This window comes from Streptomyces sp. NPDC013317, from assembly GCF_055563155.1.
The window spans coordinates 75840-93380 of record NZ_JBVHDX010000013.1 but is presented as its reverse complement, the minus strand read 5'-3'; the positions used below and the strand labels follow the sequence as shown (position 1 = coordinate 93380).

The window sequence follows — 17541 nt, the reverse complement described above, 5'->3', positions numbered from 1 at the left end:
GGATGTTTATGCGTAACGAACATCCTGTCGGAAGCCATGTCCCGCAGGGGCAGCGGGGCCCACACCGTTACGGAACAAACGCGTTTCGGTACAGCGTCGCGACACCCCTAAACTGACCCCGTGACCGAGAACACGCAGACACCCAGCAGCCCCAACCCCGAACTGCCGACCCAGTACGCGCCGGCCGAAGTAGAGGGGAAGCTGTACGAGCGCTGGGTAGAGCGTGGTTACTTCGAGGCCGACGAGAACAGCGACAAGCCGCCGTACACCATCGTCATCCCGCCGCCGAACGTCACCGGCTCGCTCCACCTGGGCCACGCCTTCGAGCACACGCTGATCGACGCCCTCACCCGCCGCAAGCGGATGCAGGGGTACGAGGTGCTGTGGCAGCCGGGCATGGACCACGCCGGCATCGCGACCCAGAACGTCGTCGAGCGCGAGCTCGCCAAGGAGGGCAAGTCCCGCCACGACCTCGGCCGTGAGGCGTTCGTCGAGCGCGTCTGGCAGTGGAAGGCCGAGTCCGGCGGTCAGATCTCCGGCCAGATGAGGCGCCTCGGTGACGGCGTCGACTGGTCCCGCGAGCGGTTCACCATGGACGAGGGGCTCTCGCAGTCCGTCCAGACCATCTTCAAGAAGCTCTACGACGACGAGCTGATCTACCGCGCCGAGCGCATCATCAACTGGTGCCCGCGGTGTCTGACCGCCATCTCGGACATCGAGGTCGAGTACCAGGACGACGACGGCGAGCTCGTCTCCATCCGCTACGGCGAGGGTGACGCGTCCATCGTCGTCGCCACCACCCGCGCCGAGACGATGCTCGGTGACACCGCCGTCGCCGTCCACCCGGACGACGAGCGGTACAAGCACCTGGTCGGCACCGAGATCGAGCTGCCGCTGACCGGTCGGCGCATCCCGGTCGTCGCCGACGAGCACGTCGACCCCGAGTTCGGTACCGGCGCCGTCAAGGTGACGCCGGCGCACGACCCGAACGACTTCGAGATCGGTCAGCGCCACGGCCTGCCGAACCTCGCCGTCATGGACGAGCGCGCCGTCATCACCGCCCACGGCCCCTTCCAGGGCCTGGACCGGCTCGAGGCCCGCTCCGCCATCGTCGCCGCGCTGCGCGCCGAGGGCCGGATCGTCGCCGAGAAGCGTCCGTACGTCCACTCCGTCGGCCACTGCTCGCGCTGCAAGACCACCATCGAGCCGCGCCTGTCGATGCAGTGGTGGGTCAAGGTCGGCCCGCTCGCCAAGGCCGCCGGTGACGCGGTCCGCGACGGCAAGGTCAGGATCCACCCGCAGGAGATGGAGAAGCGGTACTTCGACTGGGTCGACAACCTGCACGACTGGTGCATCTCGCGCCAGCTGTGGTGGGGCCACCGCATCCCGGTCTGGTACGGCCCGAACGGCGAGATCGTCTGCGTCGGACCGGACGAGCAGCCGCCGTCCGGCGAGGGCTGGCGCCAGGACACGGACGTCCTGGACACCTGGTTCTCCTCAGGCCTTTGGCCGTTCTCCACGCTCGGTTGGCCGGAGCGGACCGACAGCCTCGCGAAGTTCTATCCGAACTCCGTCCTGGTCACCGGCTACGACATCCTCTTCTTCTGGGTCGCCCGGATGATGATGTTCGGCCTGTACGCGATGGACGGCACCCCGCCGTTCCACACCATCGCCCTGCACGGCATGGTCCGCGACCAGTTCGGCAAGAAGATGTCGAAGTCCTTCGGCAACGCGGTCAACCCGCTGGACTGGATGGACGAGTACGGCTCCGACGCCGTCCGCTTCACCCTGGCCAACGGCGCCAACCCGGGCGTCGACGTCCCGATCGGCGAGGACTGGGTCAAGGCCTCCCGGAACTTCGCCAACAAGATCTGGAACGCCACCCGCTTCGCGCTGATGAACGGCGCGACGGTCGAGGGTCCGTTGCCGGACCCGTCGGAGATGTCGGCGACCGACCGCTGGATCCTCTCGCGGCTCAACAAGACGGTCGCCGAGGTCGACGCGTTCTACGACGACTACCAGTTCGCGAAGCTCGCCGACGCGCTCTACCACTTCGCGTGGGACGAGGTCTTCGACTGGTACGTCGAGCTGTCGAAGACGACGTTCTTCGCGGGCGGCGAGGGCGCCAAGGTCTCCGGCCGGGTCCTCGGTGAGGTCCTGGACGTGATGCTGCGGCTGCTTCACCCGGTCGTCCCGTTCGTCACGGAGACGCTCTGGACCACGCTGACCGGCAAGGAGTCCGTCGTCATCGCCGACTGGCCGAAGGACTCCGGCTTCCGCGACGACGCCGCGGAGAAGGAGATCGAGCTGGTCCAGCAGGTCGTCACCGAGGTCCGCCGGTTCCGTTCGGACCAGGGCCTGCAGCCGGGCCAGAAGGTCCCGGCCCGTCTGGAGCTGGCCGGCACCGCGCTCGCCCCGCACGAGCCGGCCATCCGCCAGCTGCTGCGGCTCCAGCCGGAGGGCGAGGGCTTCTCCGCCACCGCCTCCCTGCCCGTCGCCGGTGCCACGGTCGCGCTCGACCTGTCCGGCACGATCGACGTCGCGGCGGAGCGCAAGCGCCTCGCCAAGGACCTCGCGGCCGCGGAGAAGGAGAAGGCGCAGGCGAACGGGAAGCTCGGCAACGAGGCGTTCCTGGCGAAGGCGCCGGACAACGTGGTCGAGAAGATCCGGACGCGGCTCGCCAAGGCGGACGAGGACATCGCCCGTATCCAGGCGCAGCTGGACCGGCTGCCGCAGGCGTAAGGCGTAACGCGTGAGGCGTGACGCGTAAGGCATATGGGGAAGGGCCCGGGACCGGTTCGGTTCCGGGCCTTCTCTTTGTCCGGAGTACGCGGTATCACACGACTTATGACCTAAGTCATCCGCTCCGGGTCCAAGGACCCTGGATGATGGAGGGCATGTCCCGACGTCCCGCCTTCCCCGCGCTGCGCCGCCGCGTGGACCGGTGGGCCGTCTCGCCGACCGCTCTCGACGTCATCGCCGCGGTCGCCGCCTTCGCCCTGATGGTCCTGGACGTGCCCGGGCTCGCGCGGGCCGACAACTCGCTGACCGGGGTCACCGCGACCCTCGTACTGGCCGCCGGCGCGGCCACGCTGGTGCTGCGGCGCCGGCTGCCCTGGATCCCGTATCTGGTGGCGCTCGCGCTGATGGGCTGGCTGCACGAGCTGACGATGATCCAGTTCGCCCTGTACTCGCTCGGCCGGTTCCGGGGCCGTAGGGCCGCCGTCGTCGCCACGCTGCTCTACGTCGCCGTGGCGTACGCGCTCTTCCACACGCCCGGGTGGCCCGCCCGCCACGGCGACACGCTCAGCGACTTCCTCAGCCTCGTCGTCCCCATCGGCGTGCTCGCGGCCGGCGTCGGCATCGCCGCGTACCGGCAGGACCTGGTGCGCGCCCTGGAGTCCCAGCGGGCCGAGTCGGCGGCGCGACAGGCGGTGCAGGAGGAGCGGATCTCGGTCGGCCGGGACGTCCACGACCTGGTGGGGCGCGAGCTGACCGTGCTGGCGGTGCGTGCCGAGGTGCTCGCCGTACGGGCCCGGGGCGAGGAGCACGTGAAGGACTTCGAGGAGCTCGCGGACACCGCCCGGCGGGCCCACCACATGCTGAACGAGACGATCGTGCGCCGCGCGGACCACGACGCGGCGACTCCGGGCCTCGAAGGGCTCGCGGCGCTCGCGGACGAGAGCGAGCGGATGGGCAGCCCGGTCGAGCTCACGGTCGACGAGGAGGCCAAGGCCCTCTCGCCGCTGCGGCAGGCGGCCGTCCACCGGGTGGTCCAGGAGTGCCTGACCAACGCGGCCAAGCACGCGCCGGGCCGGCCGGTGACGGTGGCCATCGCGGTGACGGGCCGTGACCTGCGGATCGACGTCAGCAACCCGCTCCCCGCGTCCCCGCCGGACCGCGCCCCCGTCTCGACCGGCACGGGCCTGTTCTCCATGGGGGAGCGCGTCACGAGCATGGGCGGCACGCTCACCGCGGGCGTCCACGGCACCACGTACGCCGTGACGGCCCTGCTCCCGACGGGTTTCGCCCCGGCGTAGCCCCGCCGACGGTGGGGCGAAAGTCCCGAAAGGGGTGGGTCCGTATTCCTGTCGGTGCCCCTCCGTAGACTGGGCTCGTGAGTGAGCCCCGCGACCAGTTCGACGAGTCCGAGCAGTCCGACCAGTTCGACGACATCGTCGCCGCCGAGACCGACCGAGACCCCGACCTGGCGGTGATCGAGGCGGGCAGCCGCACGCTGCGCGCCCAGGCCGGTCCGCCCCAGGGCGACCCCGTGCCCGCCCGGCCCGCCGACCCGGAGGTGGACAGGGCGCTGCGCGAGGTCGAGACCGAGCTGTCGTCCCGCTGGGGCGAGACCAAGCTGGAGCCCTCGGTGACGCGTATCGCGGCGCTGATGGACGTCCTCGGCGAGCCGCAGCGCGCGTACCCCTCGATCCACATCACCGGCACGAACGGCAAGACGTCCACGGCCCGGCTGATCGAGGCGCTCCTCGCCGCCTTCGACCTCCGCACCGGCCGGTACACCTCGCCGCACGTGCAGACGATCACCGAGCGCATCAGCCTGGACGGCGCGCCGATCTCCGCCGAGCGGTTCATCGAGACGTACCAGGACGTGAAGCCGTACGTCGAGCTGGTCGACTCCCGCGAGGAGTACCGGCTCTCCTTCTTCGAGGTCCTCACCGGAATGGCGTACGCGGCCTTCGCCGACGCCCCGGTGGACGTGGCGGTCGTCGAGGTCGGCATGGGAGGCACCTGGGACGCCACGAACGTGATCGACGCCCAGGTCGCCGTCGTCACCCCGATCGACCTGGACCACACCGACCGCCTCGGCGGCACGCCCGGTGAGATCGCGGGCGAGAAGTCCGGGATCATCAAGCAGGGCGCGACGGTCATCCTGGCCCAGCAGCCGGTGGACGCGGCCCAGGTGATGCTGAAGAAGGCCGTCGGGGTCGACGCGACCGTGGCCCGCGAGGGCATGGAGTTCGGCGTCACCTCCCGGGAGGTCGCGGTCGGCGGTCAGCTGCTGACCCTGCGCGGGCTCGGCGGCGAGTACGAGGAGCTCTTCCTGCCGCTGTACGGCGCGCACCAGGCGCACAACGCGGCGGTCGCCCTGGCGGCGGTCGAGGCGTTCTTCGGGATCGGCGCGGAGCACGCCCGCACCCTGGACGTCGAGACCGTACGGCGTGCCTTCGCCTCGGTCTCCTCCCCGGGCCGTCTGGAGGTCGTCCGCAAGTCCCCGACGGTCGTCCTGGACGCGGCGCACAACCCGCACGGCGCGCGGGCCACGGCGGACGGTGTCAGCGAGTCGTTCGGCTTCTCCCGGCTCATCGGCGTGGTCTCCACCAGCTCCGACAAGGACGCGAGGGGGCTGCTCGAAGCGTTCGAGCCGATCTTCGCCGAGGTCGTGATCACGGCGAACTCCAGCCCCCGCGCCACGGACGTGGACGCCCTCGCGGCGATCGCCGTGGAGGTGTTCGGCGAGGACCGGGTGGTCGTCGAGCCGCGTCTGGACGACGCGATCGAGGCCGCCATCACGCTCGCGGAGGAAGAGGGCGAGTACGCCGGCGCGGGTGTGCTCGTGACCGGTTCGATCTTCACGGTCGGGGACGCCCGGCTGCTGCTCGGAAGGCGCTGAATCGAATGCGTACGCTCTGTGCCTCGACGCTGATCGGCGAGTTCTTCGTGATCGGTTTCGCCGGGCTCGTCGCCATGAAGGACGACAGCCTGTCGACGTCCACGGTCTGGTGGGTCTGCGGCGCCGGGATGCTGCTGTCGGTCCTGCTGTGCGGGATGCTCACGCGCCCGGGCGGTGTCCAGCTCGGCTGGGCGCTGCAGGTCGCCCTGATCGCGAGCGGCTTCGTCCTGCCGGTGATGTTCTTCCTCGGCGCGACGTTCGCCGGGCTCTGGTGGGCCTCGTGCCACTACGGTGCCAAGATCGACGAGGCGAAGGCCCGCTGGGCCGCCCAGGCGGAGGCCCACCCGGAGCCGGAGACGACCTGACCCCGGCCCCTGAGGTTGCGGGCCGTGGCGTGGGGGTCCACGCCACGGCCCGCGCCGCGGTCCGCCCCGGGCGGCACGCTTCGGGAGGGCTTGACGCTGCGTAATCGGCGGCGGTCCGGGCCCTGTAGCCTCTGAATCCCGCACACCGGATTTGAAGGAGCTCCACCGTGAGCCAGCGCACGCTCGTCCTGCTCAAGCCCGACGCCGTCCGCCGTGGCCTGATCGGCGAGATCATCGGCCGCATCGAGCGCAAGGCGGGCTGGACCATCCCCGCGCTCGAACTGCGCGAGCTGAGCCAGGACACGCTGGAGCAGCACTACGCCGAGCACAAGGGCAAGCCCTTCTACGAGCCTCTGATGGGTTTCATGCAGTCCGGCCCCGTCGTCGCCCTGGTCGTCGAGGGCGAGCGCGTCGTCGAGGGTCTGCGCACCCTCGCGGGCCCGACCGACCCGATCGCCGCCGCCCCCGGATCCATCCGTGGCGACTTCGGCACCATCGTCCGGGAGAACCTGATCCACGCCTCGGACTCCGAGGAGTCCGCCATTCGGGAAATGAAGATTTTCTTCCCCGGCCTGGCGTGATCAGGGGCTGACCGGTCCGTCCGTTCTGACCCGGTGTCAGCCATCTTCCGCAACGACCTGGGGCGACCGAAGGAATTTCGGTCGCCCCCGGGCATATGAACGGAGCGATCGGGAACGCATCGCTGCGTCCTGTCGTCACCTGTACAGAGGTGGATCCACCGCGCGGTATCCGAGTGGGCGGCACTACGATGGAAAACTCCACGCCGCAGCACTCGAACACCCACCACCTCGCCTACCTGAGAAGCCGTCAACGCTCCGATTGGGAAGGCTCGACGCATCCTCATGGGAAACAAGGGGAACTCAATGTCGTTCATCGGCCGTGACATGGCTATCGACCTCGGGACTGCCAACACGCTGGTGTACGTCAGGGGGCGCGGCATCGTCCTCAACGAGCCGTCCGTCGTCGCTATCAACACCAACACCGGCGGCATCCTGGCAGTCGGCGCCGAGGCCAAGAAGATGATCGGGCGCACGCCCGGCAACATCGTGGCCGTGCGCCCCCTGAAGGACGGTGTGATCGCCGACTTCGAGATCACCGAGCGCATGCTCCGCTACTTCATCCTCAAGATCCACAAGCGCCGCTACCTGGCCCGCCCCCGGGTCGTCGTCTGCGTGCCCTCCGGCATCACGGGAGTGGAGCGCCGCGCCGTCATCGAGGCTTCGACGCAGGCCGGCGCCCGCCAGGTGCACATCATCGAGGAGCCCATGGCCGCGGCCATCGGCTCGGGCCTGCCGGTCCACGAGGCCACGGGCAACATGGTCGTCGACATCGGCGGCGGCACCACCGAGGTCGCCGTGATCTCCCTCGGCGGAATCGTCACGGCACAGTCGATCCGGGTGGCCGGCGACGAGCTCGACAACGCGATCATCCAGCACATCAAGAAGGAGTACTCGCTCCTCCTCGGTGAGCGCACCGCCGAACAGATCAAGATCACCATCGGCTCGGCCTACGACCTCGACAAGGACGAACACACCGAGATCCGCGGCCGTGACCTCGTCTCCGGTCTGCCCAAGACCGTGGTCATCTCGGCCGCCGAGGTCCGCAAGGCCATCGAGGAGCCGGTCAACGCCATCGTCGACGCCGTGAAGACGACGCTCGACAAGTGCCCGCCCGAGCTGTCCGGTGACGTGATGGACCGCGGCATCGTTCTCACGGGTGGCGGCGCGCTGCTGCGCGGCCTGGACGAGCGGCTGCGCCGCGAGACCGGGATGCCGATCCACATCGCCGAGGATCCGCTGGACTCCGTGGCTCTGGGGTCGGGCAAGTGCGTCGAGGAGTTCGAGGCCCTCCAGCAGGTCCTGGACGCCCAGCCGCGCCGGTAACAAGTGCGCACCCATTCGCGCCGATTCCTCTGTACGGGTGGCAAGAGCCCCCGTACAGAGGATCGTTGATATAACGCCACATTCCGCACGGAACAACCGAACCAAGAGGAAAGGCACGGCCGCCGCACGTGAGGGACACACGAGAGAGCCGGCTGCTCCTGGTGCTGCTGATCGCCATCGCGTTCGCACTGATCACGGTGGACATCCGCGGCGGCGAGGAGTCACCGGTCGACGGCGCCCGTCAGGCGGCCGCAGCGGTCTTCGGACCGGTCGAGAACGGGGTCGCGGCAGCCGTCGACCCCATCGGGAACGCCATAGGGGCGGTGCGCGACTCCGGCGAGCGGCACGACCGGATCGCGACGCTCGAACGCGAGAACGCCGCCCTCAAGGCCAAGCTGGGCAGCGACGACCGCAACCGCAGCCGCGTCCGTGAGCTGGACTCCCTGCTCAAGACGGCCGGCGCGGGCCAGTACGGAATCAAGGGCGCCGAGGTCATCGCCATAGGAGCCGCCCAGGGCTTCTCCTGGACCGTCACCATCGACGCCGGAGCCGACGACGGCATCGAGCGGGACATGACCGTGCTGAACGGCTCCGGTCTCGTCGGCCGCGTGACCACCGTCGGGCCCTCCACCGCGACCGTGCTCCTCGCCAACGACCCCGACTTCACCGTCGGCACCCGCATGGAGAACTCGGACGAGCTCGGCTTCGCCACCGGGCAGGGCAACGGCCCGCTCCTCGTCCAGCTCCTCAACGGCAAGGCGAAGGTGAAGACCGGCGACCGGCTCGTCACCTTCGGCTCGCAGGCGAACAAGCCCTTCGTGGCCGGTGTCCCGGTCGGCGAGGTCGTCCGCGTCGACCCGCTGGGCGGCGGCCTCACCCGCAACGTCTACGTCCGTCCGTACGTCGGCTTCTCCAAGCTCGACATCGTCGGCGTCGTCGTCCAGGCCCCGCGGACCAACCCCCGCGACACGGTCCTGCCGCCCAGGCCCAAGCCGGCCCCGACCGTCACCGTCACGGTGACCCCGCCGCCGCCGGAGGGGCAGCAGCCGCAGGGCGAGACGGGGAACCAGCAGCCGGGACAGCAGCAGCCGGGACGGGAACAGCAGCCGGGCCAGAGGCCCGAGAGCGAGCAGCAGGGGGACCAGACGTGAAGTTCAACCGGATCCTGCTCTCCAGCACCCTCGTCGTCGTCGCCCTGGTCATCCAGGTCTCCGTCCTCGCGCGCCTCCAGCTCCCCGGCGCGGTGCCCGACCTCGTGCTGCTGACCGTCCTCGGCCTCGCACTCGTGTACGGGCCGGTCAGCGGTTCCCTCATCGGCTTCGGGGCCGGACTCCTCTCCGACCTCGCCCCGCCCGCCGATCACGCCGCCGGCCGCTACGCCCTGGTCCTCTGCGTCATCGGCTACCTCGCCGGACTCGCCCGCCCCGACAACGGCAAGCTGAAGTCCGCCAGCGGCCCGATGGCCGTCGTCGTCGCCGCGGCGCTCGGCTCCACCCTGCTGTACGCGGGGGTCGGCGCCCTCGTCGGCGACACCGCCGCCCGCCATGTCGGCCTCGGCTTCCTGCTGCTCACCGCGGCGATCTACGACCTTCTCCTCGCGCCCTTCACCGTGCCGCTGATCATGGCGCTGGCCCGGCGCGCCGAGAACGACCCGCTCGCCGACGCCTCCGGGGGCGCGACCGACGTCGCCTCCGGCTGGCTGAGCTCGGGCACGGGCCTCCAGATCGGGTCCCAGCGCGGTGGCCTGCGCGTCAAGGCCGCCCGTACGAGAGCGGCACGCGCCGGACGCATCAAGGGAGTCAAGCGACTGTGACCGAGGGGGCAACGGCAGCATGAGCAACATCCCGGAGACCGGACGGACCCCCAGGGTCCAGATCCGGCTCGTCATCATCCAGATCCTGGTCTTCTCCCTGCTCCTCACCCTCGGCGGGCGCCTCTGGTACCTCCAGATCCGCAACGGCAAGGAGTACACCGAGGAGGCGAAGAGCAACCACGTCCAGCGGGTCGTCCAGCCCGCCGTCCGCGGCGCGATCCTCGACGCCCGCGGGGTCCCGCTCGCCGACAACGAGACCCGGCTCGTGGTCTCCGCGTCCCGCACCGACCTCATGAAGATGAAGGACGACGGCAAGGCGGTCCTCACCCGGCTCGCGGGCGTCCTGGGCATGGAGCCCAAGGAGGTCATGGACAAGGTCAGGCTCTGCGACTCCCAGACCCCGCAGCCCTGCTGGAACGGCTCCCCCTACCAGCCGATCCCCATCACCGACGAGGCCACCACGCAGCAGGCGCTCCGGATCCGGGAGAGCACCGAGGACTTCCCCGGCATCACCGCCGAACTCACCGCCGTACGCCGCTACGCAGCCCCCGGCAACGCCCGCACCGCGCAGGTCCTCGGCTACCTCTCGCCGGTCACCGACGAGGAGATCCAGAAGGCCAAGGACACCGACTCGCCGCACCTGCGCTCCGACCAGGTCGGCCGCTCCGGCATCGAGCGCACCTACGACAAGGAGCTGCGCGGCAAGGCCGGCGTCACGTCCTACGAGGTCGACAAGGTCGGCCGCGTCATGGGCCAGACCGAGTCCGAGGCGGGCGTGCCCGGCGCCACCCTCGTCACCAGCATCGACGCCCGGGTCCAGTCGGTCGCCGAATACGAACTCGCGCAGGCGATGAAGCTGGTCCGGGGCGAGACCGACAAGATCACCGGCCGTAAGTACGAGGCCGACTCGGGCGCCGTCGTGGTCATGGAGTCGAGGACCGGCCGCGTCGTCGCGATGGCCTCCCAGCCCGACTACGACCCCAACGCCTGGGTGGGCGGCATCTCCGGCAAGGACTACAGCCGGCTCACCAGCAAGGACTCCAACTACCCGCTGCTCAACCGGGCCATCCAGGGCCAGGCGCCCGCCGGCTCCGTCTTCAAGGTGGTGTCGGCGAGCGCCGCCGTACGGGCCGGCTACGACTTCGACGACAAGTACCTCTGCAGCAGCTCCTACAGCATGGGCAACCGGAGCTTCGCGAACTTCGAGTCCCAGGGGCACGGCCCCATCACCCTCGGAGACGCCCTCAAGTACTCCTGCAACACGGTCTTCTACCGCCTGGGCCACCAGGAGTGGAGCCGCGACGGCGGCCTCAAGCCCAAGAAGGACGCCCACGACTGGTTCTACCGGACCGCCCACGACTTCGGCTTCGGCTCCGAGACCGGCATCGACGTGCCCAACGAGGTCAAGGGCCGTATCCCGGACCGTCAGTGGAAGCAGCGGTTCTGGGAGGCCAACAAGGACGCCTGGTGCAAGCAGGGCAAGAAGGGCGGCACGTACGTCGAGCAGATCGCCTACGAGAGCTGCCTCGAAGGCAACCAGCTGAAGGCCTACGACAGCATCAACTTCTCCATCGGACAGGGCGACGTCCTCATCACGCCCGTCCAGCTGGCCACCGCCTACGCGGCGATCAGCAACGGCGGCACCCTCTACAACCCGACCATCGGCAAGGCCGTGATCAGCCCCGACGGCAAGTCGGTCAAGGAGATCAAGCCCACGTCGCACGGCAGGCTGCCCGTCGACGCGAAGACGATCAGCGACCTCGACAAGGGGCTGCGCTCCGTCGTCGAGCCCGGCGGCACCGCTGCCTGGCGGTTCGGCGGCTGGCCGCAGGACAAGATCCCGATGCGCGCCAAGACCGGTACCGCCCAGGTGTACGGCAAGCAGACCACCTCCTGGTTCGCCACCTACACCGACGACTTCACCATCGTCATGACGATCTCCCAGGGCGGTACGGGCTCCGGGGCCTCCGGCCCCGCCGTCCGCAACATCTACGACGCCCTCTACGGCCTCGACGACGCGGGCAACCAGGACCTCAAGCGCGCCCTCCTGCCCCAGCCGCAGAAGTCGCTGCCGAAGGTCCAGCCCGACGGCTCCATCGACGCGCCGCAGGTCAAGCCGTACGACCCCAAGTCACAGCTGGTGGTCGACGCAGCCGGGACGGGCGATGCCGGCGGCGGACAAGAGCCACTCCACGGGCCGCTGCCCGGCAGGACGGGAGACTGACCGATGACCGCACCCCACGGCTTCTCCGTCTCCCGCTACGCCCCCGAACGCGGCCCGATCGCCAAGCTCACCGCACGCGACTCGGTGGTCCGGCGACTCGACTGGCCGATCCTCCTCTCCAGCCTCGCCCTGTCGTTCCTCGGCTCCCTGCTCGTCTGGTCCGCCACCCGCGGCCGGACCGAGCTGAACCAGGGCGACCCGTACTACTTCCTGTTCCGCCACGCCCTGAACACCGGCATCGGGCTCGCCCTGATGATCGGCACCGTGTGGCTCGGCCACCGCACCCTGCGCGGCGCGGTGCCCGTCCTCTACGGCATCTCGATCCTGCTGATCCTCGCCGTCCTCACCCCGCTCGGCGCGACCATCAACGGCGCCCACGCGTGGATCGTGATCGGCGGCGGCTTCTCGCTCCAGCCCAGCGAGTTCGTGAAGATCACGATCATCCTGATCATGGCGATGCTGCTGGCCGCCAAGGTCGACGCCGGCGACCAGGCGTACCCCGACCACCTGACCGTCGCCAAGGCCCTGGCCCTCGCCGCGCTGCCCATGGGGATCGTCATGCTGATGCCCGACCTCGGGTCGGTGATGGTCATGGCCGTCATCGTGCTCGGGGTGCTCCTGGCCTCCGGCGCGTCCAACCGCTGGGTCCTCGGCCTCATCGGCACCGGCGTCGCGGGCGCGGTCGCGGTCACGGCCCTCGGCCTCCTCGACGAGTACCAGATCAACCGCTTCGCCGCCTTCGCCAACCCCGAGCTCGACCCGGCGGGCGTCGGCTACAACACCAACCAGGCGCGCATCGCGATCGGCTCCGGCGGCCTGTACGGCGCGGGACTCTTCAACGGCCACCAGACCAGCGGCCAGTTCGTGCCCGAGCAGCAGACCGACTTCATCTTCAGCGTCGCGGGCGAGGAGCTCGGCTTCCTCGGCGGCGGACTGATCATCCTGCTGATCGGCGTCATCCTCTGGCGTGCCTGCCGGATCGCCCGCGAGACCACCGAGCTGTACGGAACCGTCGTCGCGGCCGGAATCATCGCCTGGTTCGCCTTCCAGTCCTTCGAGAACATCGGCATGGCGCTCGGCATCATGCCGGTGGCGGGCCTGCCACTGCCGTTCGTGTCCTACGGAGGCTCGTCGATGTTCGCCGTGTGGGTGGCGATCGGACTGCTCCAGTCGATCAGGGTCCAGCGGCCGATAACGGCATAGCGGGGCCCAGCGGGGGCGCCGCGGGGGCATGGACCGACGTCGGAAGGGTTAGGAGCCTTGTATGACGGCGGAGACGAAGCGCGAGATCGAGCGGAAGTACGAAGCCACCGAGCGGACGGGACTCCCGGACCTCACCAGAGCCCGGGGAGTCTCGTCCGTCCTCGACCAGGGCGTCGCCGAACTCGACGCCGTCTACTACGACACGGCCGACCTGCGCCTCGCCGCCGACTCCCTCACCCTGCGTCGCCGCACGGGCGGCGCCGACGAGGGCTGGCACCTCAAGTTCCCGGTCTCGTCCGGGATCCGCGACGAGATCAGGGCCCCGCTCGCCGACACCCTCCCGGAGTCCCTTGCGGCGCTCCTGCGCTCCCGCGTCCGTGACGGGGACGTCGTCCCCGTCGTCCGCCTCCGCTCCGCCCGCAAGGTCCAGCACCTGCTCGACGACGCGGGCACCCTGCTCGCCGAGGTGTCGGTGGACACGGTCCGCGCGAAGCGCCTCCCGAAGGGCCCCGGCGCCTCCTGGACGGAGATCGAGGTCGAACTCGCCGACGACGTGGACCCGTCCGTCCTCGACGCGGTCGAGAAGCGTCTGAAGAAGGCGGGCATCCGCCCCTCGTCGGCCCCTTCGAAGCTGGCGAGGGCGCTGGAGGAGACCTCGGATCAGGACGGGACCGACGCCGACGCCGGACCCGCCGCCCCTGCCGCCGATGCAGGCCTCCCGGACGAGGACACCGCGGGCGGCCGCGTCCTCGCCTACGCGAGGGAGCAGATCGAGGCGATCATCGCCCTCGACCCCGCCGTCCGCCGCGACCTCCCCGACGCCGTCCACCAGATGCGCGTCGCCTGCCGCCGCCTGCGCAGCGCCTTCAAGACGTACCGCAAGGTCCTCGACCGCACCGTCACCGACCCCGTCGGCGACGAGCTCAAGTGGCTCGCCGGCGAGCTCGGCCACGCACGCGACCAGGAGGTCCTCGCCGAACGCCTCCGTACCCGCGTCGACGCGATCCCCGACACCCTCGTCCTCGGCCCCGTCCACGCCCGCCTGCAGGTCTGGTCCACGGCCACGGGTGCCGACGCCCACCGCAGGGCCCTCGCCGCCCTCGACTCCGACCGCCACCTCGCGCTCCTCGCCACCCTCGACGCGCTCCTGGCGGACCCGCCCCTCCTCAAGGGCGCCGCCGAGGACCCGGTGCCCGTCCTCTCCCGGGCGGTACTCAAGGACTACGACCGCCTCGCCCGCCGCGTCGACCACGCCCTCGCCCGCGCGCCCGGCCACGACCGCGACCTCGCGATGCACGAGGCCCGCAAGGCCGCCAAGCGCACCCGCTACGCCGCCGACGCCGCCCGCCCCACACTCGGCAAGCCGGCCAAGCGCTTCGCCAAGCGGATCAAGGCCGTCCAGAGCGTCCTCGGCGACCACCAGGACAGCGTCGTCGCCCGCGAGACCCTGCGCGACCTCGCGATCCAGGCGCACGCGGCCGGCGAGTCCGCCTTCACCTGGGGACTCCTCCACGGCCAGGAGGAGTCGGCCGGAGCGGTCCGCGAACGCGAGTTTCCCCAGGCCTGGGCCAGGGCGGCGGCCCCGGAACTGAGGGCGGCACTGACCCACTGAGCACCGGGTACGCTTGAGAGTCGCCCCCTGCCAGCTCACGAAGGTTCGAGATGTCTGCTGCCGAGTCTGTCTTCCCGCAGCTCGAAGCTCTGCTCCCGCACGTGCAGAAGCCGATTCAGTACGTCGGTGGAGAGCTGAACTCCACGGTCAAGCCGTGGGAGTCCGCCGACGTCCGCTGGGCGCTCATGTACCCGGACGCGTACGAGGTCGGCCTGCCCAACCAGGGCGTCATGATCCTCTACGAGGTACTGAACGAGCGCGAGGGCGTCCTGGCCGAGCGCACGTACAGTGTCTGGCCGGACCTCGAAGAGCTGATGCGCGAGCACGGCGTGCCGCAGTTCACGGTCGATAGCCACCGACCCGTCGGCGCGTTCGACGTCTTCGGCCTGAGCTTCTCCACCGAGCTCGGCTACACCAACATGCTCACGGCCCTCGACCTGGCGGGCATCCCGCTGGAGTCGAAGGACCGCACCGTCGACCACCCGATCGTGCTCGCCGGCGGCCACGCCGCCTTCAACCCCGAGCCGATCGCGGACTTCATCGACGCGGCGATCATCGGCGACGGCGAGCAGGCCGTCCTCGACATGACCGAGATCATCCGCGCGTGGAAGGCGGAGGGCCGCCCCGGCGGCCGCGAGGAGGTCCTCCTCCGGCTCGCCAAGACCGGCTCGGTCTACATCCCGGGCTTCTACGACGTCGAGTACCTGGCCGACGGCCGGATCGCCCGCGTCGTCCCGAACCGCTCCGGCGTCCCGTGGCGTGTGTCCAAGCACACCGTCATGGACCTCGACGAGTGGCCCTACCCGAAGCAGCCGCTGGTCCCGCTCGCCGAGACGGTCCACGAGCGGATGTCCGTCGAGATCTTCCGCGGCTGCACCCGCGGCTGCCGTTTCTGCCAGGCCGGCATGATCACGCGCCCCGTGCGGGAGCGAAGCATCACCGGCATCGGCGAGATGGTCGAGAAGGGCCTCAAGGCGACGGGCTTCGAGGAGGTCGGTCTCCTCTCCCTCTCCTCCGCGGACCACACCGAGATCGGTGACATCGCGAAGGGCCTGGCGGACCGGTACGAGGAGGACAAGATCGGCCTCTCCCTGCCGTCCACCCGTGTCGACGCCTTCAACGTGGACCTCGCGAACGAGCTGACGCGTAACGGCCGCCGTTCGGGGCTCACCTTCGCCCCCGAGGGCGGCTCCGAGCGCATGCGCAAGGTCATCAACAAGATGGTCTCGGAGGAGGACCTGATCCGGACCGTCTCGACGGCGTACGGCAACGGCTGGCGCCAGGTGAAGCTGTACTTCATGTGCGGCCTGCCGACCGAGACGGACGAGGACGTCCTCCAGATCGGCGACATGGCGGTCAAGGTCATCGCCGAGGGCCGCAAGGTCTCCGGCCAGAACGACATCCGCTGCACGGTCTCCATCGGCGGCTTCGTCCCGAAGCCGCACACCCCGTTCCAGTGGGCGCCGCAGCTGTCGGCGGAGGAGACGGACGCCCGTCTCGAGAAGCTCCGGGACAAGATCCGCGGCGACAAGAAGTACGGCCGCTCGATCGGCTTCCGCTACCACGACGGCAAGCCCGGCATCGTCGAGGGCCTGCTCTCGCGCGGCGACCGGCGGATCGGCGCCGTCATCCGCGCGGTGTACGAGGACGGCGGCCGCTTCGACGGCTGGCGCGAGCACTTCTCGTACGACCGCTGGATGGCGTGCGCGGACAAGACGCTGCCCGACATGGGTGTCGACGTCGCCTGGTACACGACGCGCGAGCGCACGTACGAGGAGGTCCTGCCCTGGGACCACCTGGACTCCGGTCTCGACAAGGACTGGCTCTGGGAGGACTGGCAGGACGCCCTGGACGAGACCGAGGTCGAGGACTGCCGCTGGACGCCGTGCTTCGACTGCGGCGTGTGCCCGGCGATGCAGACCGAGATCCAGGTCGGCCCGACCGGCAAGAAGCTGCTGCCGCTGACGGTCGTCAAGTAGTCGCGTAACACTCCGGCGACGGCCCGGCGGGAGGGGAAACCCTCCGCCGGGCCGTCGCGTCATGTTCGGCATGAGCATGGAGAAGCACCAGCGTCAGCCCCAGCGCCGGCCGGACGAGCCGGAGGGTTGTCTGACGGCGGCCATCAGGATCCCGGTGCGGATCGTGGTGCTGGTGATCGTCGTTCCGGTACGCATGGTCTGGGACGTCCTCGTCGTCGGCGCCCGCGCCCTCGACCGCACCGTGCTCCGCCCGACGGGCCGCGCCCTGGCCTGGCTGGGCCCGGCGCTCTTCGTGCGGCCCTGGGTCTGGCTGTGGCGCCAGGCCGTGCGGCCGGCGTTCCACTACGCGCTGGCGGTCCCGGCCGTCTGGCTGTACCGCCACGTCCTCACCCCGGTCGGGCACGGGCTGGCCTGGGGCCTCGTCTCGCTGGGGAAGGCGTTGTTCGTGTGGCCGTGGGTGGCGTTGTGGCGGTACGTGGTGGTGCCGGTGGCGCGGTACGGGGTCGGGGTGCCTGCCGTCTGGGTGTACCGGTGGGTCCTCGCGCCGTTGGGCGGTGGTGTCTCCTTCCTGCTCGACCGTCTGTGGCGGTACGGGGTCGCGCTGCCGGCCGTCTGGCTGTACCGCCACGTCCTGACCCCGGTCGGGCGCGGGCTGGTGCGGGGGCTCGGCGTGCTCGGGAATGCGTTGTTCGTGTGGCCGTGGGTCGCGCTGTGGCGGTACGTGGTGGTGCCGGTGGCGCGGTACGGGGTCGGGGTGCCTGCCGTCTGGGTGTACCGGTGGGTCCTCGCGCCGTTGGGCGGTGGTG

At 70.3% G+C, this 17541-nt stretch carries 12 protein-coding genes and 1 pseudogene; all 13 read left to right on the top strand.

From position 1 onward, the window contains the following. Positions 1-120 precede the first annotated feature (120 nt). Entirely contained in the window at positions 121-2742 is a 2622-nt protein-coding gene (locus tag ACZ3IJ_RS28795) for a valine--tRNA ligase (RefSeq protein WP_467472801.1), read from the top strand. Between the two features lie 155 nt (positions 2743-2897). Then, positions 2898-4040: a sensor histidine kinase gene (locus ACZ3IJ_RS28790; protein ID WP_467472799.1), complete on the top strand. Its 1143-nt coding sequence runs from the start codon at positions 2898-2900 to the stop codon at positions 4038-4040. 77 nt (positions 4041-4117) lie between these two features. Beyond that, positions 4118-5635, top strand: coding sequence for a bifunctional tetrahydrofolate synthase/dihydrofolate synthase (gene folC / locus ACZ3IJ_RS28785; protein ID WP_391797335.1), 1518 nt, complete (start codon positions 4118-4120; stop codon positions 5633-5635). A 5-nt stretch (positions 5636-5640) separates the two neighbouring features. Next, a complete protein-coding gene (locus ACZ3IJ_RS28780; RefSeq protein ID WP_391797336.1) occupies positions 5641-6000 on the top strand; it encodes a DUF4233 domain-containing protein in 360 nt (119 codons plus the stop codon). Positions 6001-6167: 167 nt separating this feature from the next. Next, a complete protein-coding gene (gene ndk, locus ACZ3IJ_RS28775; RefSeq protein WP_467472796.1) occupies positions 6168-6581 on the top strand; it encodes a nucleoside-diphosphate kinase in 414 nt (137 codons plus the stop codon). Positions 6582-6884: 303 nt separating this feature from the next. Next, the gene (locus ACZ3IJ_RS28770) at positions 6885-7904 is read left to right on the top strand and encodes a rod shape-determining protein (protein WP_030317599.1); all 1020 of its coding nucleotides are present in this window, start codon (positions 6885-6887) and stop codon (positions 7902-7904) included. A 128-nt stretch (positions 7905-8032) separates the two neighbouring features. Then, on the top strand, positions 8033-9055 hold the full coding sequence (gene mreC, locus ACZ3IJ_RS28765; protein ID WP_467472795.1) for a rod shape-determining protein MreC: 1023 nt from the start codon (positions 8033-8035) through the stop codon (positions 9053-9055). Then, positions 9052-9717 carry a rod shape-determining protein MreD gene (gene mreD / locus ACZ3IJ_RS28760; protein ID WP_467472793.1) on the top strand — a complete coding sequence of 222 codons (666 nt, stop codon included), beginning with the start codon at positions 9052-9054 and terminating at the stop codon, positions 9715-9717. The genes mreC and mreD overlap by 4 nt, the downstream gene beginning before the upstream one ends. Positions 9718-9736: 19 nt before the next feature. Beyond that, positions 9737-11941, top strand: a complete 2205-nt coding sequence (gene mrdA / locus ACZ3IJ_RS28755; RefSeq protein WP_467472791.1) for a penicillin-binding protein 2 — start codon at positions 9737-9739, stop codon at positions 11939-11941. A gap of 3 nt (positions 11942-11944) precedes the next feature. After that, positions 11945-13144 carry a rod shape-determining protein RodA gene (gene rodA, locus ACZ3IJ_RS28750; protein WP_467472789.1) on the top strand — a complete coding sequence of 400 codons (1200 nt, stop codon included), beginning with the start codon at positions 11945-11947 and terminating at the stop codon, positions 13142-13144. Positions 13145-13205: 61 nt separating this feature from the next. Continuing rightward, entirely contained in the window at positions 13206-14756 is a 1551-nt protein-coding gene (locus ACZ3IJ_RS28745) for a CYTH and CHAD domain-containing protein (protein ID WP_467472787.1), read from the top strand. A gap of 50 nt (positions 14757-14806) precedes the next feature. Beyond that, positions 14807-16735 (top strand): TIGR03960 family B12-binding radical SAM protein, encoded by a 1929-nt coding sequence (locus ACZ3IJ_RS28740; RefSeq protein ID WP_391797343.1) that lies wholly within the window; start codon positions 14807-14809, stop codon positions 16733-16735. 70 nt (positions 16736-16805) lie between these two features. Next, positions 16806-17541, top strand: a pseudogene (locus tag ACZ3IJ_RS28735) (hypothetical protein); the annotation flags it as partial.